General features: G+C 72.6%; 23 protein-coding genes. 7 read left to right on the top strand and 16 right to left on the bottom strand.

Features of this window, described 5'->3' with window-relative positions; translation table 11 throughout:
• The first annotated feature begins 74 nt into the window (after positions 1 to 74).
• Positions 75 to 542, top strand: coding sequence for a hypothetical protein (locus ACZ7LE_RS07165; protein ID WP_470402609.1), 468 nt, complete (start codon positions 75 to 77; stop codon positions 540 to 542).
• Here ACZ7LE_RS07165 and ACZ7LE_RS07160 read toward each other — a convergent pair.
• On the bottom strand, positions 539 to 2,170 hold the full coding sequence (locus ACZ7LE_RS07160) for an ATP-binding cassette domain-containing protein (protein ID WP_470402608.1): 1,632 nt from the start codon (positions 2,168 to 2,170) through the stop codon (positions 539 to 541). The two genes, ACZ7LE_RS07165 and ACZ7LE_RS07160, sit on opposite strands and share 4 nt — an antisense overlap.
• Positions 2,171 to 2,291: 121 nt before the next feature.
• Between ACZ7LE_RS07160 and ACZ7LE_RS07155 the strand changes: the two genes are divergently transcribed.
• Entirely contained in the window at positions 2,292 to 3,506 is a 1,215-nt protein-coding gene (locus tag ACZ7LE_RS07155; RefSeq protein WP_470402607.1) for a sulfotransferase family protein, read from the top strand.
• 24 nt (positions 3,507 to 3,530) lie between these two features.
• Positions 3,531 to 3,914 carry a DUF3054 domain-containing protein gene (locus ACZ7LE_RS07150; RefSeq protein ID WP_470402606.1) on the top strand — a complete coding sequence of 128 codons (384 nt, stop codon included), beginning with the start codon at positions 3,531 to 3,533 and terminating at the stop codon, positions 3,912 to 3,914.
• On the opposite strand, the gene rdgB is transcribed toward ACZ7LE_RS07150, so the two are convergent.
• Both rdgB and rph read right to left on the bottom strand, forming a co-directional pair.
• Entirely contained in the window at positions 3,911 to 4,522 is a 612-nt protein-coding gene (gene rdgB, locus ACZ7LE_RS07145) for an RdgB/HAM1 family non-canonical purine NTP pyrophosphatase (RefSeq protein WP_470402605.1), read from the bottom strand. The genes ACZ7LE_RS07150 and rdgB overlap by 4 nt on opposite strands.
• Positions 4,519 to 5,274 carry a ribonuclease PH gene (rph, locus tag ACZ7LE_RS07140; RefSeq protein ID WP_470402604.1) on the bottom strand — a complete coding sequence of 252 codons (756 nt, stop codon included), beginning with the start codon at positions 5,272 to 5,274 and terminating at the stop codon, positions 4,519 to 4,521. Before rph ends, rdgB begins: the two co-directional genes overlap by 4 nt.
• Positions 5,275 to 5,417: 143 nt before the next feature.
• On the opposite strand from rph, the gene murI reads away from it, so the two are divergent.
• A complete protein-coding gene (gene murI / locus ACZ7LE_RS07135) occupies positions 5,418 to 6,221 on the top strand; it encodes a glutamate racemase (RefSeq protein ID WP_285102916.1) in 804 nt (267 codons plus the stop codon).
• Positions 6,221 to 7,048 (top strand): MBL fold metallo-hydrolase, encoded by an 828-nt coding sequence (locus ACZ7LE_RS07130; RefSeq protein WP_470402603.1) that lies wholly within the window; start codon positions 6,221 to 6,223, stop codon positions 7,046 to 7,048. The genes murI and ACZ7LE_RS07130 overlap by 1 nt, the downstream gene beginning before the upstream one ends.
• A gap of 56 nt (positions 7,049 to 7,104) precedes the next feature.
• Here the strand turns inward: ACZ7LE_RS07130 and ACZ7LE_RS07125 are convergent, their stop codons facing one another.
• The 5 genes from ACZ7LE_RS07125 to ACZ7LE_RS07105 form a co-directional block, all read right to left on the bottom strand.
• Positions 7,105 to 7,854 (bottom strand): DUF2017 family protein, encoded by a 750-nt coding sequence (locus ACZ7LE_RS07125; RefSeq protein ID WP_470402602.1) that lies wholly within the window; start codon positions 7,852 to 7,854, stop codon positions 7,105 to 7,107.
• Complete coding sequence (gene clpS, locus ACZ7LE_RS07120) at positions 7,851 to 8,159, bottom strand: ATP-dependent Clp protease adapter ClpS (RefSeq protein WP_397393825.1); 309 nt, start codon at positions 8,157 to 8,159, stop codon at positions 7,851 to 7,853. Before clpS ends, ACZ7LE_RS07125 begins: the two co-directional genes overlap by 4 nt.
• A gap of 114 nt (positions 8,160 to 8,273) precedes the next feature.
• Positions 8,274 to 9,722 carry a nicotinate phosphoribosyltransferase gene (locus ACZ7LE_RS07115; RefSeq protein ID WP_470402601.1) on the bottom strand — a complete coding sequence of 483 codons (1,449 nt, stop codon included), beginning with the start codon at positions 9,720 to 9,722 and terminating at the stop codon, positions 8,274 to 8,276.
• 92 nt (positions 9,723 to 9,814) lie between these two features.
• Positions 9,815 to 11,620 (bottom strand): DEAD/DEAH box helicase, encoded by a 1,806-nt coding sequence (locus ACZ7LE_RS07110; RefSeq protein WP_470402600.1) that lies wholly within the window; start codon positions 11,618 to 11,620, stop codon positions 9,815 to 9,817.
• Positions 11,617 to 11,919: a DUF3039 domain-containing protein gene (locus ACZ7LE_RS07105; protein ID WP_470402599.1), complete on the bottom strand. Its 303-nt coding sequence runs from the start codon at positions 11,917 to 11,919 to the stop codon at positions 11,617 to 11,619. The genes ACZ7LE_RS07110 and ACZ7LE_RS07105 overlap by 4 nt, the downstream gene beginning before the upstream one ends.
• A gap of 126 nt (positions 11,920 to 12,045) precedes the next feature.
• Between ACZ7LE_RS07105 and ACZ7LE_RS07100 the strand changes: the two genes are divergently transcribed.
• The gene (locus ACZ7LE_RS07100) at positions 12,046 to 13,419 is read left to right on the top strand and encodes an AAA family ATPase (protein WP_470402598.1); all 1,374 of its coding nucleotides are present in this window, start codon (positions 12,046 to 12,048) and stop codon (positions 13,417 to 13,419) included.
• 50 nt (positions 13,420 to 13,469) lie between these two features.
• Here ACZ7LE_RS07100 and nagB read toward each other — a convergent pair whose 3' ends face one another.
• The 6 genes from nagB to ACZ7LE_RS07070 all read right to left on the bottom strand — a co-directional run bounded on the left by nagB (position 13,470) and on the right by ACZ7LE_RS07070 (position 19,786).
• Complete coding sequence (gene nagB / locus ACZ7LE_RS07095; protein ID WP_470402597.1) at positions 13,470 to 14,249, bottom strand: glucosamine-6-phosphate deaminase; 780 nt, start codon at positions 14,247 to 14,249, stop codon at positions 13,470 to 13,472.
• Entirely contained in the window at positions 14,249 to 15,250 is a 1,002-nt protein-coding gene (locus ACZ7LE_RS07090) for an ROK family protein (protein ID WP_470402596.1), read from the bottom strand. Before ACZ7LE_RS07090 ends, nagB begins: the two co-directional genes overlap by 1 nt.
• Before the next feature lie 65 nt (positions 15,251 to 15,315).
• Entirely contained in the window at positions 15,316 to 16,167 is an 852-nt protein-coding gene (locus ACZ7LE_RS07085) for a carbohydrate ABC transporter permease (protein WP_470402595.1), read from the bottom strand.
• The gene (locus ACZ7LE_RS07080; protein ID WP_470402594.1) at positions 16,164 to 17,111 is read right to left on the bottom strand and encodes a carbohydrate ABC transporter permease; all 948 of its coding nucleotides are present in this window, start codon (positions 17,109 to 17,111) and stop codon (positions 16,164 to 16,166) included. The genes ACZ7LE_RS07085 and ACZ7LE_RS07080 overlap by 4 nt, the downstream gene beginning before the upstream one ends.
• Positions 17,112 to 17,248: 137 nt before the next feature.
• A complete protein-coding gene (locus ACZ7LE_RS07075; protein ID WP_470402593.1) occupies positions 17,249 to 18,541 on the bottom strand; it encodes an extracellular solute-binding protein in 1,293 nt (430 codons plus the stop codon).
• Between the two features lie 90 nt (positions 18,542 to 18,631).
• Positions 18,632 to 19,786, bottom strand: a complete 1,155-nt coding sequence (locus ACZ7LE_RS07070; RefSeq protein ID WP_470402592.1) for an ROK family transcriptional regulator — start codon at positions 19,784 to 19,786, stop codon at positions 18,632 to 18,634.
• A 374-nt stretch (positions 19,787 to 20,160) separates the two neighbouring features.
• Between ACZ7LE_RS07070 and ACZ7LE_RS07065 the strand changes: the two genes are divergently transcribed.
• Entirely contained in the window at positions 20,161 to 21,069 is a 909-nt protein-coding gene (locus ACZ7LE_RS07065; protein WP_470402591.1) for a DUF4349 domain-containing protein, read from the top strand.
• Positions 21,070 to 21,075: 6 nt separating this feature from the next.
• Here ACZ7LE_RS07065 and ACZ7LE_RS07060 read toward each other — a convergent pair whose 3' ends face one another.
• Positions 21,076 to 21,480: a RidA family protein gene (locus ACZ7LE_RS07060; protein WP_470402590.1), complete on the bottom strand. Its 405-nt coding sequence runs from the start codon at positions 21,478 to 21,480 to the stop codon at positions 21,076 to 21,078.
• 29 nt (positions 21,481 to 21,509) lie between these two features.
• Positions 21,510 to 22,727, bottom strand: a complete 1,218-nt coding sequence (locus tag ACZ7LE_RS07055; protein WP_470402589.1) for a type III PLP-dependent enzyme domain-containing protein — start codon at positions 22,725 to 22,727, stop codon at positions 21,510 to 21,512.
• Positions 22,728 to 22,833 lie beyond the last annotated feature (106 nt).

Here is a 22,833-nt window from a genome sequence, read left to right as displayed (position 1 = left end):
GTACGTCGTAAAGGTATCGTCGCCGCGTTAGTTATACGACGTAAAACAACGCTCCCTCCGGAGAGGAACCCACCATGACGACTCGATACGCACGCCCGGCGACGGCGGCGCTCTACGTCGGGCTGGCCCTGACGGTCGCCGCGACGCTCGTCCTGTACGTCGACCGCACCGGGACAAACGTGCTCGCTGCGCACATCCAGGCCGGCTACCCGGCGTACGACCACGCACAGATCGACGCGGCGGCCACGACGTACCTGGTCTACCTGTCCGTCGTCGGCGCGCTCGGCGCACTCGGCTGGCTGGCCAGCATCTGGGCCACCGGCACCGGACGGCGGTGGGCGCGCTGGCTGGCGGCAGGCCTGTTCGTCGTCGGAACCAGCGTCGCCCTGTTCAACCTGCTGGTCACCGACACCTCCGGCGACACCGGCCTGCCCCCGCTGCTGGGCTGGGTCGGTCTGCTCCCTTGCCTGGCGGGACTCGTGGCGGTCGTGGCGCTGTGGCGCGGGCCCGCACGGGACCTGGCCACGGCTCGACGCGCCTAGGACAGGTCCAGGACCGGCCAGTCCTCCAGGTCGGCCCGCATGCGCCGGTCGTGCGTGGCGACGACGACGGCGCAGGGCGTGACCTGGAGGGCCCGGGTCAGCTCGTCCACGAGGTCGATCGACAGGTGGTTCGTCGGCTCGTCGAGCAGCAGCAGGTGCGGGGCGTGCAGCAGCGCCCGCGCCAGCTCGAACCGGCGGCGCTGGCCCGCGGACAGCTCGGCCAGCGGCCGGTCCAGGTCCTCCTCGCTGAGCAGCCCGAGGCCCGCGACCGGCACCACGTGGTCGGGGTCCAGCTCGTTCGAGGCGAGCAGCCGCAGCGCCTCGTCGGCGTAGGTCTCGAACCCGGTCCGCAGCCGGGCCTTGCCGATGATGGGCTCGCTCTCCTGGCCGACGACGCCGATCCGCGCGCCCGGCGCGACGGTGCGGCTCCCCCGGTCCAGGTCCAGCGCGCCGGCGAGCACCGCGAGCAGCGTCGACTTGCCGGTCCCGTTGGGCCCGACCACGAGCAGGCGGCCCGACGGCGGGATCGCGACCCGCGTGCCGGGCAGGTCGAGCCGGGCGGCGGCGTCGTCCCCGACGCGCGGCGAGCGGACCTCCACGACCGGGTTGCTGGGGTCCCATCCCGGGGACATCGCGGGCAGGTCGGGGAACCCCAGCTCGACCGGCGGCCTGGGCACCTCGATCGCCTCGGCCTCCAGCTTCTGGACCAGCCGGTCGGCGGCCTTGACGTGGATGCGGGCGCGGGTGGCCCGGCGGTGCTTCTGGGAGCCCTTGCCGGGGCGCCACTCGTCGGAGAGGCCCTCGTAGGACTCGTCGAGCCGCTCGGCCAGGGTCGCCGCACGCTTGCGCTCCGCCCGGTAGCGCTGGCGCCACCGGTGCAGCGCCTGGTTCTTGGCGAACCGGTAGGCCAGGTAGCCGGGCTGCCCGTAGAGCACGGGCTTGCCGTCCCACGACGGGTCGAGGTCGAGGATGGCGGTGGCGACGTCGTCGAGCAGCTCGCGGTCGTGCGTCACGAGCACCACGCCGCCACGCCACGCGACGAGCTCGCCCGTGAGGAACTCGATCGCGGAGTCGTCGAGGTGGTTGGTGGGTTCGTCGAGCAGCAGCAGGTCGGCGCGCTCCGCGAGGCGGCAGGCCAGCCGGACCCGGAACCGCTCCCCCACGCTGAGCTGGTCGAGCCGGCGAGCATGGTCGCGCGGCGCGCCCAGGCGCGTGAGGGCCACCTCGACGCGGCGGTCGGCATCCCAGACGGCGAGGTGCTCGGCGAGCGAGAGCGTGCGTTCGAGCACCGCCAGGTCGCCGGAGCCGTGGTCGAACGCCGCGGCGGCGGCCTCCAGCTCGGCGGCGGCGTTCCGCAGCCCGTCGAGCGTCCCGGCGACCAGGTCGCCGATGGTCTGCCCCGGCGCCGGGTGCAGCTCCTGCTCCACCAGCGCGACGGTGCCCTGGCGACGTACCTCGCCCGACTTGGGCAGCAGGTCGCCGGCCAGCAGGTGCAGCAGGGTGGACTTGCCCGAGCCGTTCTCGCCGACGACGCCGAGCCGCGTACCCGGCGACACGGAGAAGGAGACCCCGTCCATGACGGGCCGCCCGGGGTAGGCGAAACCGAGGTCCTGGGCGACGAGGTGCATCCGCCCAGCCTACGGGGACGCCCGCCGGGGCCCGAAGTCGACGGCCCTTTCCTTTACCCGCACCGAGCGCCCGCGCGACGATGTGCGCGATCCCGGCCCGCACCGTGACCTCTGGAGTGACGTGTCCTCGACCTCGTCCGCCGTCAAGCCCGCCCTGCGCGTGACCAACCTGCTCCTGGCTCCCGGGACCCGCACCCGCAGGGATCCGGACGCCGTGTTCGACCGGATGCTGGCACGTGCCTCACGCGGCCGCGCGCCGCTCAGCACCGAGAACGCCGCCGACCTGGATCACCTCCGGCTGGCCCTGCGCGCGTTCGCGGACTTCCCCGGCCTCAGCCCGCTCGGCTGGACGGCCGGCCAGGAACTGGTGCGCCTCCGGGTCCGGACCCGCGTGGTCGTGGGCGACCTCCGCGCCCGCCACCCCGAGGTGGCCGAGCAGCCGGTACCGGCCCCGGTGTTCGTGGTCGGCATGCCGCGCACGGGCACCACCCTGACGTACAACGTGCTGTCCCGGTCGCCCGCCCACCGCGGCCCCAAGCTCTGGGAGATGACCTACCCCGGCCTCGCCGTCGACGCCGCCACCGAGGCCGCGCTGATCCGGCGCACCCGGCGCAAGTTCGCCATGACGTCCCGGCTGAGCGACACGTGGGACACGATCCACCCCATGCACGCGGCGTCCGAGGAGGAGGACACGTTCATCCGGGCGCACTCGGAGATGCACGCCGCCGCCGTGCCCATGCCGCACTACCTGGACCGGCTCGCGAGCTTCGACGCCCGGCCGGACTACCGTTTCCTGCGCGACACGCTCCAGCTCCTGTCGTACGGCCGCCCCGAGCGACGGTGGGTGCTCAAGCACCCGGCCAACCTGTTCCACCTGGCCGCGATCCGGGACGTGTTCCCGGACGCCCGGTTCGTGTGGACCCACCGTGCTCCCGAGACCGCGGTGGCCTCGCTGTGCTCGCTGGCCGAGTCCGCCCAGCGCATCCACCGGCGGCCGCCCGCCGTGGACCTGGCGCGGATCGGCCCGGAATGGCTGGCCATCATGTCCCAGGGCGTGTCCCGTGCCCTGGCCCAGCGCGCCGAGCTGGGACCGGACGTCGTGGTCGATCTGCCCTACGACCAGCTCACCGGCGACCCCGGCGCCGCGCTGCCCGAGCTGTTCGAGCGGCTCGGCGCCCCCTGGGGCCCAGCCGACGAGGCGAACCTCGCCGCGGCCCTGGACGCGCCCCGGCACCCGCACCGGTACACCCTGGAGCGGTTCGGGCTGAACCCCGACGAGGTGCGGGCCGCGCTCGACGACTACGTGGCGTTCCTGCGGACCCTGCCCGCCCGCTGACGGGTGGGCACCTAGGATGCGCTGGTGAGCACTCCTCGAACTCCGGTCTGGCCGGCCGCCGTGGCCGACGCCGTCGCCGTCCTCGTCTTCACGGTCGTCGGCATCGCGTCGCACGACGGCTCGCTGGTCGCCGCCCTGGGTCGCGTGGTGTGGCCCTTCGCCCTGGCCGCCGCGATCGGCTGGGCCGTGAGCCGCGCGTGGCGGGACCCGGCGCGCCTCTGGCCCACCGGCGTGATCGTCTGGGCCGTCACCGTGCTCGGCGGCCTCGCGCTGCGCGGCCTCTCGGGCGGCGGGCTGGCGTGGTCGTTCGCGCTGGTCACCGCGATCTTCCTGGCGATCACGATGCTCGGCTGGCGCGGCCTGGTCGCGGGCATCCGCCGCGGCCAGGCCCGCGCGGCGGCCAGCTAGGCGCCCAGCACCTCGACGACCACCGGCGCCAGCGCGCGGAACGCCTTGCCGCGGTGGGAGATCGCGTTCTTCTCGTCCGCGGACAGCTCCGCGGCGGTCCGGACGCCGTCCACGACCAGGATCGGGTCGTAGCCGAACCCGTTGGCGCCGCGCGGCGCCGTGGCCAGCACGCCCCGCATCTCGCCGAGCCGCACCTCCTCACGCCCGTCGGGCGTGACCAGCGCGGCGGCGCACACGAAGCCGGCCTGGCGGTGCTCGGCGCGCACGTCGCCGAGCTGGCCGAGCAGCAGCTCCAGGTTGGCGAGGTCGTCCCCGTGCTTGCCGGCCCAGCGGGCCGAGAAGATGCCGGGCGCACCGCCCAGCACGTCGACGGCGAGGCCCGAGTCGTCGGCGACGGCGGGCAGACCGGTCGCCGCGCAGACCGCGCGGGCCTTGATCAGGGCGTTCTCGGCGAACGTCACGCCGTCCTCCACGGGCTCCGGTGCGCCCACCTCGCCCGAGGTGACCAGCTCGCCGTCGGGCAGGTCCAGGCCCGCCTCGGTGAGGATCGCGCGGAGCTCGGGGACCTTCTTGGCGTTGTGCGTGGCAAGGACGATCCGCGCGCTCACGCGAGCTCCTGCGCGAGGGCGTCCTGCTGGATCTTGGCGAGCTCGGCCGTGCCGCCCACCGCGAGGTCGAGCAGGGCGTCGAGCTCGGCGCGGTCGAACGGCGCGTGCTCCGCGGTGCCCTGCACCTCGATGAACTTGCCGCCGCCCGTGACCACCACGTTCATGTCGGTCTCGGCGCGCACGTCCTCCACGTAGGGCAGGTCGAGCATCGGGGTGCCGTCGATGATGCCCACCGAGACGGCGGCGACCGAGTCGGCGAGGACCTGCTTGCCGCCCTTGATGTGCCCGTGGCGGCGGCCCCACGCGATCGCGTCGGCGAGGGCCACATAGGCGCCGGTGATCGCGGCCGTGCGGGTGCCGCCGTCGGCCTGGAGCACGTCACAGTCCAGCACGATCGAGTTCTCGCCCAGCGCGCTCATGTCGACGACGGCGCGCAGCGAGCGGCCGATCAGGCGCGAGATCTCGTGCGTGCGACCCCCGATCTTGCCCTTCACGGACTCCCGCTGGCTGCGCTCGTTGGTGGCGCGCGGCAGCATCGCGTACTCGGCGGTGACCCAGCCCTCGCCCGAGCCCTTGCGCCAGCGCGGCACGCCCTCGGTGAACGAGGCGACGCACAGCACGCGCGTACGCCCGAACTCCACGAGCACCGAACCCTCGGCCTCGTCGAGCCATCCCCGGGTGATCTTCACGGGGCGGAGCTGGTCGGTGGCGCGCCCGTCGGCGCGCACGATCTCGTCGGTGCTGGAGGTCATGCGCCCAGCCTAGGTGGTGCGGGGCGTGATGATTTCGCGCTCCGGAAAGCAAGTCGCTGACCTGCCAGAACGTGTCGCGCGTCACGCACAGGGCGTGGCGCCGGTAACGGTTCCGACACGATGTCGTCGCTAGGCTTCACCCCGTGAACGACGCGCCCATCGGGATCTTCGACTCCGGCCTCGGCGGCCTCACGGTCGCGCGCGCCATCCTCGACCAGCTACCCAACGAGCAGGTCCGCTATCTCGGCGACACCGCCAACAGCCCGTACGGCCCCAAGCCGATCGCGGCCGTGCGCGCCATGGCCCTGGACGCCATGGACCGGCTCGTGGCGGACGGCGTGAAGATGCTGGTCATCGCCTGCAACACGGCGTCGTCCGCCATGATGCGCGACGCGCGCGAGCGGTACGAGCAGCGCCACGGCATCCCCGTGGTCGAGGTCATCCTGCCCGCGGCCCGGGCCGCGGTGACCGCCACCCGGACGGGCCGGATCGGCGTCATCGGTACGCGCACCACGGTGCAGTCGCGCGCGTACGACGACGCCTTCCACGTGACCCCCGGGCTGACGATCACGAGCCAGGCCTGCCCCGAGTTCGTGCGCTTCGTCGAGGAGGGCCGCACGTCGGGCCCGGAGGTGCAGAAGTTCGCGCACGAGTACCTCGACCCGGTCAAGGCGGCCGGCGTCGACACGCTCGTGCTCGGCTGCACGCACTACCCGCTGCTCGCGGGCGCCATCTCCTACGTCATGGGCGAGGACGTCACGCTGGTCTCCAGCGCCGACGAGACCGCGAAGGACGTGTACCGCACCCTCGTGGCGCACGACCTGGAGCGTTCGCCCGACGCCGGCGCCCCGGTGCACCGGTTCCTGACCACGGGCGACCCGGCGCCGTTCGGGCAGCTCGCCAGCCGGTTCCTCGGCCCCGAGGTCTCCCTCGTGGAGGCCGTCTGATGCGCCTCATCCCCCTGGGGGTCTCCGGCTCGTTCCCCGGCCCCGCGACGCCCGCGTCGTCGTACCTGGTGCAGGTCAGCGCGGCGGAGTCGGCCGCGGCCGGCTACGAGGCACGCGACTGGAACGTCCTGCTCGACCTCGGCAACGGCGCGTTCGGCGCGCTGCAGCAGCACGTCGACCCCCACACGCTCGACGCGGTGTCGATCTCGCACCTGCACCCCGACCACTGCGCGGACCTCGCGGGCCTCTACGTCTACCTGCGCTACCACCCCGAGCACGGGTCGCTGCGGGCCGGACGCCGGGACAAGCCCCTGCCGATCTACGGGCCGTCGACCGCCGAACGGCACGTCGCCCTGTCCTACGGGCTGAGCGACGGCGAGTCCATGGAGAACGACTTCGACTTCCGCTCCTGGGCCGACCACAAGCAGATCGAGGTCGGTCCGCTGACCATCGAGCCGTACCGCGTCTACCACCCGGTCGAGACGTACGGCGTGCGCGTCACCGGGCCGTCGTCGTCCGGCGGCACGACCACGCTCGCCTACACGGGCGACACCGACGCCTGCACCTCCGTGGTCGAGCTCGCGCGCGGTGCCGACCTGCTGCTCAGCGAGGCGGCGTTCCTGGAGGGGCGCGACGACGTCGTGGAGCGCGGGATCCATCTCACCGGGCACCGCGCCGGACAGGTGGCAACCGAGGCCGGCGCCCGCCGGCTGCTGCTCACGCACCTGCCCGTGTGGAACGACCCGGAGGACTCCCTGGCCGAGGCGCGCGCGACCTATACGGGCCCGGTCGACGTAGCGGTCCCGGGCGAGGTCTACGAGCTCTGACGTGTCAGACGTACAGGTCACCCGGGTGACCTGTACGTCTGACACGTGGGCGTGCGCTACGCCAGGGGGCGCCTGCCCCGCAGCTCGGCGAGCATGACGTCCATGAGGGTCTCCTGGGCGTAGCCCGCCGCGACGAACACCCCGGACCAGAACCGGCGGGCGGCGCGCCCGTCGGTGGCCACCGGGATCTCGCGGCCGGCCTGCCGGTCCCACATGATCTCGTCGGTGAGCTGCATGACCTGGTCGTCGGTCTTCAGGCCGAGCCGCTCGGCGATCACCAGCCGCACGTCCGTGAGCGCACCGGCGAACTGCTCCGCGTCCTCGCGCGGCACCCGCACCGGCGGCGGCGCGCCGTGCCGGCCCAGCGGCTCGGGGGCGTCCTCGCCCGACGGCAGGTCGAGCAGCGCGGCGAACGCCTCCAGCCGGTCCACCTTGGCCTGGGCGACGTCGTTCTGCGTGAGCCGGCGGAACTCGTCGGCGATGTCCGCGTCGTCCTTGCTCGCGTCCGGCAGGAGCCGCTGCGCCGCGGGATCCGTCGGCACGCGCCCCACGCCGGTCACCCCCGTGAGCCGGGCCAGGTCGGCGTCGGTCAGCTCGTCCGGCGCGAGGAGGCCGTTGGCCCAGGCCTGCCCCTTGCCCGGCGCGGGGTGCGACGACGGCCCCGGGTCGTCGGCGGCGAACAGGTCCAGGCCCGCCTCCTCGCGCAGCATCGCCGAGACGTCGCGTGCCACCTTGGCGAGGACGACGCGCTCCACCGGTTCGAACCGAGCCTCGTAACCCCGCCGCATGGCGCGGAACGGTGTCATGCGGCTCCCCGCGCGCCCGACTCCTGCAGCGTCGCCCACAACCCGAACCCGTGCATCGCTTGCACATCCACCTCCATGCGCTCGCGCCCACCACTGGACACGACTGCGCGACCGTTCTTGTGCACCTGCGTCATGAGTCGTTCCGCCTTGGCGCGTGGGTACCCGAAGTAGCTCTCGAACACGTACGTCACGTAGGACATCAGGTTCACCGGGTCGTTCCACACGATCGTCACCCACGGGTCGGCGATCCCGGAGGCGAGCGCCTCCTCGGTGTCCTCCTCGACGGCCGTCCCGGCTGACCCCAGGGGCGTGAGCAGCGGCAGCGGGGAAGTTGTCACAGGTCTCACTCTAGGCTGTTTCGTCCCCCGACTGGACACCCCTGTCAGAGATTCCCACCAAGTTGTCGCCGGGCTGTGACCTCAGTCGCGCAGGTCGTCGAGCCGGAGGTCCACGGTCGGGATCGCCGGGTCGCCCTTGGACAGCCGGCGGGCGCCGCGCGGCAGCTCGGCGCGCACCATCCCGTGGTTGATCGCGGCGTTCGCGACGCCGTACGGACCCACCCAGCGCGAGTCGACGGCGCCGTCCACGACCAGCGGTGCGAGCAGCGGCCGGAGGTCGTCGCTCTGCGGCGTCCACTCCGCCACCGCGGTGTCCGGGCCGGTCACCATGATCTCCTCGACGGCGTACCCGTCGCGGCCGTAGCGCCGTGCGGCGGCCTTGCGGCCGCCCACCGACGCCTTGTTCGCCGACGCCTTGGCCACCGGCTGCAGCACGCCCGACGCGTCGGCGCGGGCCACCAGCTTGTACACCATGCCGCAGGTCGGCGCGCCCGACCCGGTCACGAGCGACGTGCCGACACCGTAGACGTCCACCGGCGCGGCAGCCAGCGAGGCGATCGCGTACTCGTCGAGGTCCGAGGTGACGACGATCTTCGTGTCCCGCGCGCCGAGCGAGTCGAGCTGACGGCGGACCTCCCCCGCCAGTCCCCCGAGGTCGCCCGAGTCGAGGCGCACCGCGCCCAGCCCGGTGCCTGCCACCTCGACGGCGGTCGCCACGCCCTGCTTCACGTCGTAGGTGTCGACCAGCAGCGTGGTACCCGGGCCCAGCGAGGCGACCTGCGACTCGAAGGCCTCCCGCTCGCTGTCGTGCAGCAGGGTGAAGGCGTGCGCGGCGGTGCCGATGGTGTCCAGCCCGTACCGCATGCCGGCCTCGAGGTTGGACGTTCCGGCGAAGCCGCCGATGACCGCGGCCCGCGCCGCCGCGACGGCGGCCTGCTCGCTCGCCCGGCGGGAGCCCATCTCCAGGACGGGCCGGTTCCCGGCCGCGCTCGTCATGCGGGAGGCCGCCGACGCCACCGCCGAGTCGTAGTTCAGGATCGACAGGATCAGGGTCTCCAGCAGCACGGCCTCGGCGAACGACCCCTCGACCTGCAGCACGGGCGAGCCGGGGAAGAACACCTCGCCCTCGACGTAGCCCTGGATGGTCCCGGTGAAGCGGTAGTTCGCGAGGTAGTCGAGCGTCCTGCGGTCCACCACGGCGTTGTCCTGGAGGTAGGCCAGCTCGGCGTCCTCGAAGACGAAGTGTGGCAGCGCTTCCAGGACACGACCGGTGCCCGCCAGGACGCCGTAGCGCCGGCCTGCGGGCAGGCGTCGAGTGAACACCTCGAACACACAGTGCCGGTGGGCGGTGCCGTCGGCCAGCGCCGCCTGGAGCATGGTGAGCTCGTAGCGGTCGGTCAGCAGGGCGACCGACGGGCGTACCGCCGGAAGGGGTGCTGCGGGGAGCGGCCGCGGTTCACCGACACCGTTGTCGAGCGCAGGCCACGAGTCTGTGAGCGGAGCGCCGATGCTCCGAAGCTCGTCGGTCATGCACTCACGGTAGGCCAGAGAACTGGCCGGGGCCGGGCGAATACGGCCAGGACGGCCTCTTGTCTCACCATGCGGATCTTCTCGCTCCCGTCCTACTTCTGACCGACGAACCAGCGCCGGACCTGGGCCACGCGCGCCTCCAGCTGGTCCGCGGTCGCCAGGGGCACCTCGGGCCCGCCGCACTTGCGGCGCAGCTCGGTGTGGATGACGCCGTGCGGCTGCCCGCTGCGCTTGGCCCACGCCGAGACGAGCTTCGACAGCTCCTTGCGCAGCTCGCCCGCGCGGCGGTGCTCCTGCTCGGACCGTTCGTTCTCCACCTCGCGCGCGGTGGGGGCACCGCCACGCGCCTTGAGGTGGTCGGCCTGACGCTGCCGCAGCAGCGTCGCCACCTGGTCGGGCTCCAGGAGCCCGGGCAGGCCGAGGAAGTCCTGCTCCTCCGCGGAACCGAGGTCCGCGCTGGTACCGAACTCGCCGCCGTCGAACAGGACGCGGTCGAACGAGGCCTGGGCCTCCAGCGCCTGGAACGAGCCCAGCAGCTCGCTCGACGCCTTCTCCTCCTTGTTGGCCTCCGCGATCAGCGCGGCCTCGGGGTCGTACTCGATGCCCTGCTCCTCGGCCGTGCGCGGCCGGTCGAGCGCGTGGTCGCGCTCCTGCTCCATCGAGTTCGCCAGGTTCAGCAGCGGCGCGACGCTCGGCAGGAAGATCGACGCCGTCTCGCCACGCTTGCGGGCACGCACGAACCGGCCGATCGCCTGGGCGAAGAACAGCGGGGTCGAGGCGCTGGTGGCGTACACGCCGACGGCGAGGCGCGGCACGTCCACGCCCTCCGACACCATGCGGACCGCCACCATCCAGCGGTCCTCACCCTGCGCGTACTCCTCGATGCGCCCGGAGGCCCCCTCGTCGTCGGACAGGACGACGACGGGCCGCTTGCCGGTGATCTCCTGCAGGTGCGTGGCGTAGGCGCGCGCGTTGTCCTGGTCGGTCGCGATGACCAGGCCGCCGGCGTCGGGCACCGTGCGGCGCACCTCGGTGAGGCGCTTGTCCGCGGCCGCGAGCACAGACGGGATCCACTGCCCCTCGGGGTCCAGCGCGGTGCGCCAGGCCTGCCCGGTCATGTCCTTGGTCATGGCCTCGCCGAGGCGGGCGCTGACCTCGTCGCCCATCTTGGTGCGCCAGCGCATGTCGCCGGCGTAGGACAGGAACAGCACGGGGCGCACGACGTGGTCACGCAGCGCCTCGCCGTAGCCGTAGGTGTAGTCCGCCTTGGAGCGGCGGATGCCCTCGCGGTCGGCCTCGTACTGGACGAACGGGATGGCGGACGTGTCGCTGCGGAACGGGGTGCCGGTGAGCGCCAGGCGGCGCTCGGCGCCCTCGAACGCCTCACGGACGGCGTCGCCCCAGCTCAGGGCGTCACCGCCGTGGTGCACCTCGTCGAGGATCACCAGGGTGCGCGCCGCCTCCGTCCGAGCCCGGTGCAGCGCGGGCTTGGCCGCCACCTGCGCGTAGGTGAGCGCGACGCCGTCGTAGTGCGAGCCGTGCCGGCCCTGCGAGTTCTTGAAGGCCGGGTCGATGCGGATGCCGACGCGCGCGGCGGCGTCGGCCCACTGGGTCTTCAGGTGCTCGGTGGGGGCGACGACGGTGACCCGCCGGACGATGCCCTGCTCGAGGAGCTCGGTGGCGATGCGGAGCGCGAACGTCGTCTTGCCCGCGCCCGGGGTGGCGACGGCCAGGAAGTCCCGCGGGTTCGTCACGCGGTACTGCTCCAGGGCCTCCGCCTGCCAGGCGCGCAGACTCGACGCCGTACCCCAGGGGGCACGACGTGGAAAGGCAGGGCTGAGCGACGAAGCGGCCGCAGACGACGGTGTGTGGGGCAGCTGCTGCGGCTGGCTCGTCACTTGGTGGAGTCGCCCTCGCCGCCGTCCTGCGGATCGCGGAGACCGTCGTAGATCTCCTTGCACCGGGGACACACCGGGAACTTGCCCGGGTCACGCCCCGGCACCCAGACCTTGCCACAGAGCGCGATCACGGGCTTGCCGCTCATGGCGGACTGCATGATCTTCTCCTTGCGCACGTAGTGCGCGAAACGCTCGTGATCTCCCGGTTCCGTCTCCTCCCGGGTCTCCTCGCGCTCGAGGACGCTCGTGGCGCCCTGCGTCGCGGGGTCGTCCTGCGGGTTGGAGAGAGGTTCGGTCATGCGGACAAGTCTACGCGGGACCACCGACACCGATGCCGTCGGCACGCCCCCGCGACCACCCGTCCGGGCAACTCGTCCGCGGAAATCCTTGCGGTCGTGTCGGTGACGACGGATATAACTGTCCGCATGTCACATCCCCGCCCTGAGAGGAGCCTCACCCTGCCCGACGACGGCGCCGCCTCCGCGACCGACCTGATCCCTCGCGGCGCGCCCGACCCTGTCTGGCCCGACTTCGGCGACCACGACGAGGCCGCACGGCGCGCCGTCGCCGCGGTCGCCGCGATGCTCGGCCGTCCCGTCCCGGACCGCCCCAAGGAGCCCCGCTCGTCGAGCGAGTGGCTGGCCCGCCGGTGGGACGTCGACGAGAGCACGCTCGTCAACGTCTCCCGCGACATGTCGCGCACCCTGCAGCGGCTGCACGCCTACGCGCTCCAGCGCTGGGTGGACCGGTACCCCGGCGAGGTCGCCGTGTTCGGCCCCGGCGGAGCGCCGCAGCGCGCGGCGCTCGACCTCGGCGACGGCACCTCGGTGAGCGTGCCCGCCGTCGCCACGGTGCTGTTCCCGGCCGGGTCCGCCTACGACACGGCCGTCGCCGTCGAGGTGGCCTACCGCTACGGGACGCCCACGATCACCACCTTCACCCCGCCGGGCGGCCTCGCGCTGGCCGAGCGGGTGCTCGCGGACCTGACCCGCACGCTGGAGGCGGACCACCCGTACCGCGGCGGGGTGCTGTCAGCCAGGTCCGGGAACGGCACCGTCGAGCTGACCCCGGTCCGGCACACCGTCCAGGTGCGCGGCGACGTGGTGCTGCCCGCCGAGCTGTGGCGCGAGGTGGACCTGTTCTGCTCCAGCGTGACCACGCGCCGCGAGGCGCTGCGGGCGCTGGGCCACACCACGTCGCGCGGCCTGCTGCTGGCCGGCCGGCCCGGCGTCGGCAAGACGAAGCTCACGCGGGTCATCGCCACGGAGCTCGCCGGGCCGCTCACGGTGGTCCTCGTCACGGCCGAGGTGCTGCGCACCTGGATGACCGAGCTGTACGAGGAGATCCGGGGCCTCGGGGCGTGTCTCGTGGTGCTGGAGGAGATCGACTCGGTCGCCTCCAAGGGCTCGCGCGGCGACACGTCGTTCGCCGAGTTCCTCGACGCCCTGGACGGCACCCGCAGCTCCGACGACGTGCTGACCCTCGCCACCACGAACGACCCCGACGCGCTGGACCCGGCCGTGAAGCGCCCCGGGCGTTTCGACACCATCATCGAGGTGCCGCCGCCGGACCAGGCGGGGCGCACGGAGATCCTGCGGCTCTTCCTGCCGCCGGACTCCCCCGTCGACGTGGACCTGGTCGCGTCCTACCTCGACGGGGCCACGGGCGCCGACCTGCGCGAGGTGGCCCGCCGCTCCATCCTGGAGCACGGCCCCGACGGCCTCACGACCGGCCGGGTCGCCGACGTGGCGACGTCCGGCCGGTGGAAGCCCGCGCCGGTCGCGGGCAACTACCTCTGACGTGTCGGGCGCTCAGGTCACCCCGGGTGACCCGAGCGCCTGACACGTGCCTACAGGCCCTGCCAGGCCGGCTTGTCGGCGTAGGTCTGCCGGTAGTAGTCACCGAGCTGCAGGCGGGAGGCCGCCGCGTCGTCGACCAGCACGGTCGCGTGCGGGTGCAGCTGCATGATCGTGGCGGGCCACATCGCCGAGACGGGGCCCTCCACGAGCTGGTGGACCGCCTCGGCCTTGGCCCGCCCGGTGGCCAGCAGCACCAGGTGCCGCGCCGACATGATCGTGGCCAGCCCCTGGGTCAGGCAGTGCCGCGGCACGTCCTCGACCGACCCGCCGAAGAACCGCGCGTTGTCCTCCCGGGTCTGCTTCGTCAGGGTCTTGATGCGCGTGCGGGAGGCGAGCGAGGAGCCCGGCTCGTTGAACGCGATGTGCCCGTCCGTGCCGATCCCCAGGATCTGCAGGTCCACTCCCCCGGCGTCCGAGATCGCCTGCTCGTAGGCGGCGCACGCCGCGGGCAGGTCGTCGGCCAGACCGTCGGGACCCTGCACCGCGCCGGGCGCGAGGTCGACGCGGGAGGCGAACTCCTTCTCGATCACGTTGCGGTACCGCTCGGGGTGGTCGGCGCTCAGGCCGACGTACTCGTCGAGCATGAACGCCCGGGCCCGCGCGAACGAGAGCCCCTCCTTGTGCCGGGTGGCCAGCTCGTCGTACACCGCCAGCGGCGACGACCCGGTGGCCAGCCCCAGCACCGCCTCCGGGTTGCCGCGCAGCAGATCCTCCACGGCGTCCGCCGCCAGTCTCGCCAGCTCTGCCGCCGGCGCGATCACGACCTCCATCAGCTCCTCCTCCCGAGCACCGCGGCGCCCACCGCCGCGACCGGAACGTGCGTCGGCGCCAGCCTGACCCGCTCCGCCAGCTTCAGCGACCCGAGGAACGACGACACCTTGGCCTGCTCGCGCAGCGCGTCCTGCACCGCGTCCAGCAGCTCGGTGCCGAGCAGCGCCACGCCGCCGCCGAGCACGACGTGCCGCACGTCGGTGGCGAGCACCAGCAGGCGCACGGCGGACGCCGTCGCGGAAGCGAACCGGTCCTTGACCGCGATCGCCTCCTCGTCGCCGGCCCGCGCCGCCTCGAACAGCTCCACCGGGGCGGGCTTGCCGTACCGCGACGGCCACGCCGCCTCCAGCGCCTTGCCCGACGCGAACCGCTCCAGGCAGCCGCGCTGGCCGCACGGGCACTCCGGCCCGAGCGGGTCCACCGGGATGTGCCCGATCTCGCCGGCCGCGCCGCTCGCGCCGCGGCGCAGCTCGCCGTCCAGCACCAGGCCGGACGCGAGGCCCGTACCCAGGGCGAGGAACGCGAGGTCCTCGTGCTCGGGCGCCCGGCCGTCCTGGCCCGCCGAGCGCTCCAGCACGTGCGCGGCGCCGACGGCGGCCACGTTCAGGTCGTTCTCGACCACCACCGGCACGCCGCCCAGGGCCAGGGAGAGCAGGTCGGCGAGCGGCAGCTCGTCGTCGTGCACCCCCAGGTTGACCGCGTGCTTCACGGTGCCGGACACGTGGTCGACGATGCCGGGGATGCCCAGCCCGACGCCGACCACCGACGCGAGCGCCACCCCGCCGGACTCCACGACGTCCCGCACCGCCTGCGCCGCGCCGGCGACCAGGCCCTCGGCGCCGTGCACCGTGGAGCGGCGCACCGTGGCGACCACCTCGCCCGCCGGGTCGAGGAGCGCACCGAGGATCTTGGTGCCGCCGATGTCGAGGCCGACCGTGTACTCGGGCGCGCGCCCGGTCACCGACCGGGCGCCACCCTCCCGCTTGCCGACCTTTCCCATCCTGACCTTTCGCTTGCTCGACTCACCCGTGGAACTGCCACTTCCAGACTTCCGCCTACCGCCCATCAGCCCTTCACCGCGCCGGAGACCAGACCGCCGGTCATCCTGCCCTGCACGATCAGGAAGAAGACCACCGCGGGGATGGCGATGAGCACCGAGGCCGCCATGACCGCTCCCCAGTTGGTGGCCTGCGTGGCCTGCACGAACGTGCGCAGCCAGAGCGGCAGGGTCATCGCCTCCGGCCGCTGCATGATCACGAGCGCCGTGACGAACTCGTTCCACGCCTGGATGAAGGCGAACACCCCGGTGGCCACCAGGCCCGGCGCGAGCAGCGGGAACGTGACCCGCCAGAAGGCGCCGGCCCGGGAACAGCCGTCGATCATCGCCGCCTCCTCCAGCTCCTTGGGTACACCGTTCACGAAGCCACGCAGTGTCCAGATCGTGAACGGCAGGACACCCGCCGTGTACACGAGCGTCAGACCGATGATCGTGTTCAGGAGCTGCCAGCCGTCGATGATCCGGAACATCGAGATGATCATCGCCTCTCCGGGGATCATCTGGACGACGAGGATCAGCACGATGAAGGTGCGACGGCCCTTGAACTGGAACCGGGTGAGGGCGAGCGAGGCCACGAAGCCGACGACCAGGACGATCACCAGGGTCAGGAACGTGGTCCCGATCGAGTTCAGCACGGCCGGCGCGAACGGTGCCCGCGGGCTGAAGATCGCCGCCCGGTAGTTGTCCAGGGTGAACACGTCCGGCGTCGGGAAGAACGCCAGGTTCTCGCCGCGGATCCGGTTGTTCGGCAGGAACGAGGTGTTGATCATCCAGTACACGGGGAAGGCCGAGAGCACGAAGACGAACACGGCGATCACGCCGAACCCGGTGTCGGCGAGTCGCTTGCGGATCTTGATCACAGCTCTTCCTCCCGCAGCGTGCGCCGCACATAGGGGTAGGCGATGGCCAGCATGACGATCACGAAGATGACGCCGATCGCGCTCGCCAGGCCGTAGTGCCCCTGGGCCATACCTGTCTGGTAGATGTAGACGCCGATCGTGCTGGTCAGCTCACGGTCACCGCCGATGTCCTGCAGCACGAAGACCTGCGTGAAGAGCTTCAGGTCCCAGATCATCGAGAGCACCACGAGCACCGTGACGATGGCGCGCACGTAGGGCAGCTGGATGAGCCGGAAGCGCTGGAACGCGCTCGCGCCGTCGAGCTGCGCGGCCTCGATGACCTCTTCCGGGATCTGCGTCAGGCCGGCGTAGAGCGTGAACGCGACGAACGGCACGGCACCCCACACGACGATGCACGTCACGATCACGAAGAAGGACAGCGGGTCGAGCAGCCAGGAGTAGCCGAACCACCGGTCCCCGGTGATCTTGGTGAGCAGGTTGTTGACCACGCCGTACTGCGTGTCGAAGAGCCAGCCCCAGACGGTGGTCGCGGCCAGCGACGGCATGGCCCAGGCCAGCAGCAGGCCGACCGAGACCAGGAGCCGCAGGCCCTTGCCGACCCGCATCATGAGCAGGGCCACGAGCATGCCGAGCGCGATCGTGACGACCACCAGGACGACCATGAGCACGAAGCTGCGGCCCAGCACGGTCCAGAAGCCGTCGACGTCGGTCAGGATCGTCGTGTAGTTGTCGAACCCGACCCACTCGGCGGGCAGGCCCATCAGCTGGGCCCGCTCGTACTCCTGGAACGACATCACGACCAGGCGGACGAGGGGGAAGCCGGTCAGCACGCCGAGGATGACCATCGCGGCCGACAGCAGGAGCCAGGGCAGGTACGGGGGCCGGCGCTTGCGCCGGATCTCTTGGCGCGGTGGCGCCGGGGCATCGAGAAGTGTGGAGCTCATGTCCTGTCTTCCTCTGAGGCGGCCGACTGCCGCTCCACTGGAAGAGCAGCCGCGGGCATCAGGCGGGCAGTGGTGTCCCGTCCCGCCCGGGCTCTGAGCGGCGCCGGGCGGGACGGGAAGTCGTGCTGACCGGGTGGTCAGCTGTTGAGGATCTCCTCGATGTCCGCGTCGAGCTTCTCGGCCACGGTCTTGACGTCGTCGCCGGCGGCGATCCGCGAGAACGCGGTCTGCAGCAGCGTCTTGGACTCGACGTCGGCCCACTTCGGGGAGGCCGGCGTGAGCTTCGCGTTGGCGGCGGCCTCGGCAGCGGCCTTGCCGATCGACGTCGACTGGTCGACCTGCTCGAAGAGCGAGGTCTTGGCCGGGAACAGGCCGATGCCGGCGAGGATGGACTGGTACTCGTCGCTGAGCAGGATCTCGTAGGCGCTCATCGCGAGGTCAGGACGCGCGGACTTCTGCGCGATGGCGATGTTCGAGCCGCCGGCGAACACCTGCGCGGCGCCGCCGTCCTTGCCCGGCAGGGCGATGCCCTGGAGGTCCGAGCCGTAGGTGGAGGCGCAGCCGGGCACACCGTCCGGGTCCTCCGGCTTCTCGGGCGCGTTGATGGACCACTGGATCCAGCTCGGCGCCGAGAGGAAGGCGACCTTGCCCTCGCAGAACGGCACCTGCAGGTCGGTCTCCTGGGCGTCGGACGGGGCGTTGTTGCCCTTGGTCATGATCGTCTGGATCTGCTCCAGGCCGGCAAGGCCACCCTCGGAGGAGAAGCCCGCGTCCCACGTGCCGTCCTCGGCCTGCTCGGCGATGTAGCCGCCGTTCTCCCAGATGAAGGGCAGGGCGTTGTACCAGTCCTGGCCGGGCCAGTAGACACCGGACAGGTCGTCGGTCTTCAGGTCGACGGCGGTCTCGACGTACTCGTCGAGCGTGGTCGGCACCGGGGTGTCGCCCAGGACCTGCTCGGAGTAGAAGACCACGCGCGAGCCCGAGTAGTACGGCAGGGCGTAGTGCTTGCCGTCCCAGTCGCCGGCCTCGACGAAGCCCGGGAGCAGGTCGGAGCCGCCCAGGTTCTCGAACTCGTCGGCGGTGATCTCCCGGAAGTAGCCGTTCGAGGTGAACGCCGCGGCCTGGGTGTTGCCGATCTCGACCACGTCGGGGGCGTCAGAGCCGGCCAGCGCCGTCGTGTACTTGTCGACGAGGCCGTCCCAGGCCTGCTCCTCGATCGTGAGGGTGCTGCCCGGGTTCTCCTCCTCGAAGGTCTTCTTCAGGTAGTCGCGCGCCTCGGGGGGCGTGTCGGTACCGACGAGCCAGACCCGGACCTCGCCGGGGCCGGTCTCCTCGGGGGCGGCGGCACCGCCGGCGTTACCGCAGGCGCTGAGCGCGAGCGTCAGGGTGATCGCCGACGCCGCAGCGCCGACGAGACGGTTCTTGTTCACGTGTGGGTTCCTCCCAGGATACGACCGTGTGTCGCGGAACAAAGGGAAAGCTCGATGGGATGCCCACCGCCCACGCGTGCGCACTGATGCTCACGAGACCCCCAGCTGGGCGGAAAGCACGAGGACGGCGGCACCCGCCAGCACCACGTCCTCGTCGAGTGCGGCCATCCGCAGCTGCAGGCCGGTGTTGATGGCCGGCATGGTCCGCTGTCGGATGGTGTCCAGCGCAGCCTCGCGCAGGGGGCCGTCGAGCAGGTCGCGCGGACCGCTCAGCAGCACCTCCGTGAGGTTGAGCGCGCTGACGACCGGGGCGAGGGTCACGCCCAGCACCCGGCCTGCCGACGCCAGGGCGGCGTCGGAATCTTCTGGGCTCTTGTCCGCGACCGCGCGCCGCAGCGCCGGCACGGACAGCACCGTCTCGAGACAGCCCACACGACCGCAGGCGCACGGCTCGCCGTCGTCGACCACGGTGACGTGGCCGATCTCGCCGGCGGCGTCACGCTGGCCGTGCACCCGCACGCCGTCGACCACCACGCCCGCGCCGACGCCCGCACCCAGGGTGACCACCAGCATGCTGCCGGTCGCCCCGCCGTACGTGAACTCGCCGAGCGCGGCGGTGTTGGCGTCGTTCGCGACGTGCACGGGCAGGCCCAGGCGCTCGCCCAGGATCTCCGCCAGGGGCACGTCGTACCAGCCGCGGTTCGGCGCCTCGACGACGCGCCCGTCCAGGTCGATGATGCCGGGCGAGCCGACGCCGACGCCGATGACGGGGTGGCCGGCCGCCGCGACGAGCCGCCGGACGAACCGGGTGAGCAGGTCGACCAGCTCGTCGCCCGTGCGGCCGTCGATGTCGAGCTGCCGGCGCACCATGATCTCGCCGGTGAGGCTGAGCACCGCACCGCGCATGTGGCCGTGCTCGGTGAGGTCGACCGCCACGATCTGGTAGGCGTCCGTGCGCAGGCCCACCAGGATCGCAGGCTTGCCCACGCGCTGGCCGGGCCGCGTGCCCAGCTCCTCGACCAGGCCCTCGGTGATGAGCACCGAGACCAGGTCGGAGATCGTGACGCGGGTGAGCGAGGTGGCTCGTGCGAGGTCGGCCCGGGAGGTGGGCCCCTCGTGGAAGAGGTGCTGCAGCACCAGGGACCGGTTGTGCGCCCTGGCGTGCTCGGGGAGCACCTTGGACGTCGCGCGCAGCCGTGCCCCGAGCCCTCGCCCGGTGCCGCTGCGTTCTGTCGCCGTCGCCATGTTTGTTAGTAGACCTCCTTAACAGAGTCCCTGTCCATTGCCCGGTATGACCCGTAACAAGACTGTTACTTGGGTCACGCTGTTCCTGACGTGGGACGCACCCTGTTCGACGTGGACGGATTACTTCACGTGCCTGACGAAAGCGAGCCTGCCGCACGCGGGCGAGCGGGGCACGGCGTGACCGGAACGTGATCAAGAACCGTGCAAAACCGATGAAAAATCGGGTCACCAGGGCCACAAGTTCACAAAGGGATCACAGTTCTCAGGTGAGGCGGGTTCCGACACCGTCGGCCTCCTACGCTCGTCCCATGATGCGCAACCGGTCTGCCCTGGGGGACGCGGGCCCACCCGCGCGCCGACTAGTCCACGCACTGTTGGCAACGATCGTCGGGGGCACGCTCGCCGTGTCCCTGGCAGCATGCTCGGGCGGCGGAGCAGGGGACTCCAGCGGCTCCGAGGCGGCGACCGGTGGTGACGCCGCACGCAGCGAGATGGCCGTGCCCGACGCCGCGACCGACGCGGCCGCCGGCGCCATCGGCGTCGCCGAGGCCCGCGAGGAGGCCGTCGACCGCGAGCTCATCACCACCGGCAACGCGACGCTCGTCGTGGACGACCCGTTCGGCGCGGCCGAGCAGATCGCCGACCTGGTCGAGGACGCGGGCGGCCGCGTCGAGGCCCGGGACGAGCGGGCCGAGACCGCCGACGAGCTGGGCAGCGCGTCGATGACGCTCCGCATCCCCGCCGACCGCGTCTCGGCCACCCTGGACGCGCTCGACGAGCTCGGCGACGTGCGCGACCGCCACGTCGAGACGGTGGACGTGACCGGCACCGCACAGGACCTCGACGCCCGCATCGAGGCGCTCCGCACCTCGACCGACCGGCTGCGCGAGCTCATGGCCGACGCCGACCGCACCGCCGACCTCATCGAGATCGAGGCCGAGCTGGCGACGCGTCAGGCCGAGCTCGACTCGCGGGTGTCGGAGCGGAACCGGCTCTCGGACGAGGTGGCGATGTCCACCCTGCACGTCGAGATCGTCGCGGAGGGCACGCCGGCGGCGCAGGCCCGGCCCGGCGGGTTCCTCGGCGGCCTGTCCGCGGGGTGGAGCGCCCTGGTGAGCACGTTCAACGTGGTGGTCCTCGTGCTCGGCGCGATCACGCCGTGGCTCCTGCTGGCCGGCCTGGTCCTGCTGGCGGTGGTCGGTGTGCGCCGGCAGCTGGCCAAGGGTCGCTCCGGCGGCTCGGGCTCCCCCACCGCGGAGCCCGAGCCCGCTCCCGCGGAGTAGCCGAGGTCAGTCGGTGACCGCGAGCGCGTCGATCTCCACGAGCATCTCCTCGTGCGGGAGCCCGGTGAACACCGTGGTGCGGCTCGGCAGCACGCCGCCGGGGCAGTGCTTCGTCACGAACTCGCCGTACGCCTCGTTCATCTTTCCGAAGTCCTCGCGCTTGGTGAGGTAGACCCGCAGCATCACGACGTCGTCGAACGTCGCGCCGGCGGCCTCGACGACCGCCCGGACGTTCTCGAGCGTGCGGGTGGTCTGCGCGGCGACGTCGCCCAGGTGCACGTACGTGTTCGTCGTCGGGTCCATGGGGCCCTGCCCCGAGACCTGCACGAACGGTCCCTTGCGCACGCCCTGGTGGAAGGTGTGCGCGGGCGCCGGGGCGTCCGGCGTGGAGAGGGCGGTCTTCGCGGTCATGTGGTTCTCCTTGCGGTTCGGTGTTTCGGTCAGAAGCTCAGCGTGACCTGCTCGGCGACCTCGTCGCCGCGGGTCACCAGGGCGGTGCGGTACTTGTCGAGCGTGGTGCACGGGTGCGAGATGCCGAACCCGACCACGTCGCCGGGCCGGAGCGCGCCGTCAGCCGCACCGTCCGCTGCGGGGTCGAGGGACAGGTAGGCGTGCTGGTCGTTGAGCGCGGTCACGGCCACGCCGGACAGCTCGCGGGCGTCGCCGAGCCGCCCGTCGGCGTCGGCCGGGCGCACGACGAGCGGTGTCGGCAGGTCGATGTCGAACGAGACGTCGCGGCGACCCATCCCGCAGATGACCAGTCCGGGCTCGGGTGCGGACAGCACCGAGGCCCAGACCGTGATCGCGGGGCGCAGCGGTGCGGCGCCCAGCCGGGTCCACGGGTCGGTGCGCAGGTAGTGGCCGTGGTCGTGGGTCACGTAGGCGCCGGACCGGAGCATGACCCGGGTGGGCACGGCCCCGCCGTCCGCGGCTGTGAGCGGCTCCCCGAGCCGCCGGGTCACGACGTCGGCGAACGCGCTGCCGCCCGCGCTCAGCACGACGGGCCCGTCGACGAGGTCCGCGACCTGCGCCCCGGCGTCCCGCAGCCCGTCGCACCAGCGGCCGACCGCGGCCAGCTCGTCGGCGCTGGTGCCGCCCGCGACGGGTCCCTCGTAGCCGGCGACGCCGACCAGGCGCAGCCCGGCGTCGTGCACGCGGCGCGCGAGCGCCACGGCGTTCGCAACGGTGCGGACGCCGGTGCGGCCGCCCGGGACGCCGAGCTCGACGAGCACGCCGAGCCGCGCGGCGATCTCGGGGGCGGCGCCCGCGAACCCGGCGGCGAGCAGGTCGACACCGCGGTCGGAGTCGGCGTAGACCCAGACCTCGTCGGCGGTGCCGTCGCCCAGGGCGGTGCGCAGCCACGCGATCTCGCGGGGGTCGACGAGCTCGTTCGCGAGGAAGGCGCGCCGTCCGGCGCCGGGGAGGCCCCAGCCGAGCGCCGTGCGGAGCTGGGCGGGCGTGGCGACGGTGGCGCCCCACGCACCGGCGGCGACCTGCCGCTCCCAGATCTGGCGGGACATGTGGGTCTTGACGTGCGGGGCGTGCTCCACGCCCGCGGCGGCGAAGGCGCCCGCGACGGTGGCGATGTTGTGGTCGAGCGCCGGCTCGTCGAGGGTCAGCAGGGGCCAGGAGAACGAGGGGTCGTCGATGCGCAGCACGCCCCCATCTTGCCGTGCGCGCCGAGGTGCCGACGACCGGTCCGGCCGCTGAGCTGGTCGCCGATCCCCTTCGAGGCCCGACTTTCTCCGCTCTCAGGATCCCGAA

The sequence above is a fragment of the Promicromonospora sp. NPDC110617 genome, from assembly GCF_055598465.1.
The sequence above is the reverse complement of the archived record's forward strand: the minus strand, read 5'-3'. Positions and strand labels throughout refer to the sequence as shown.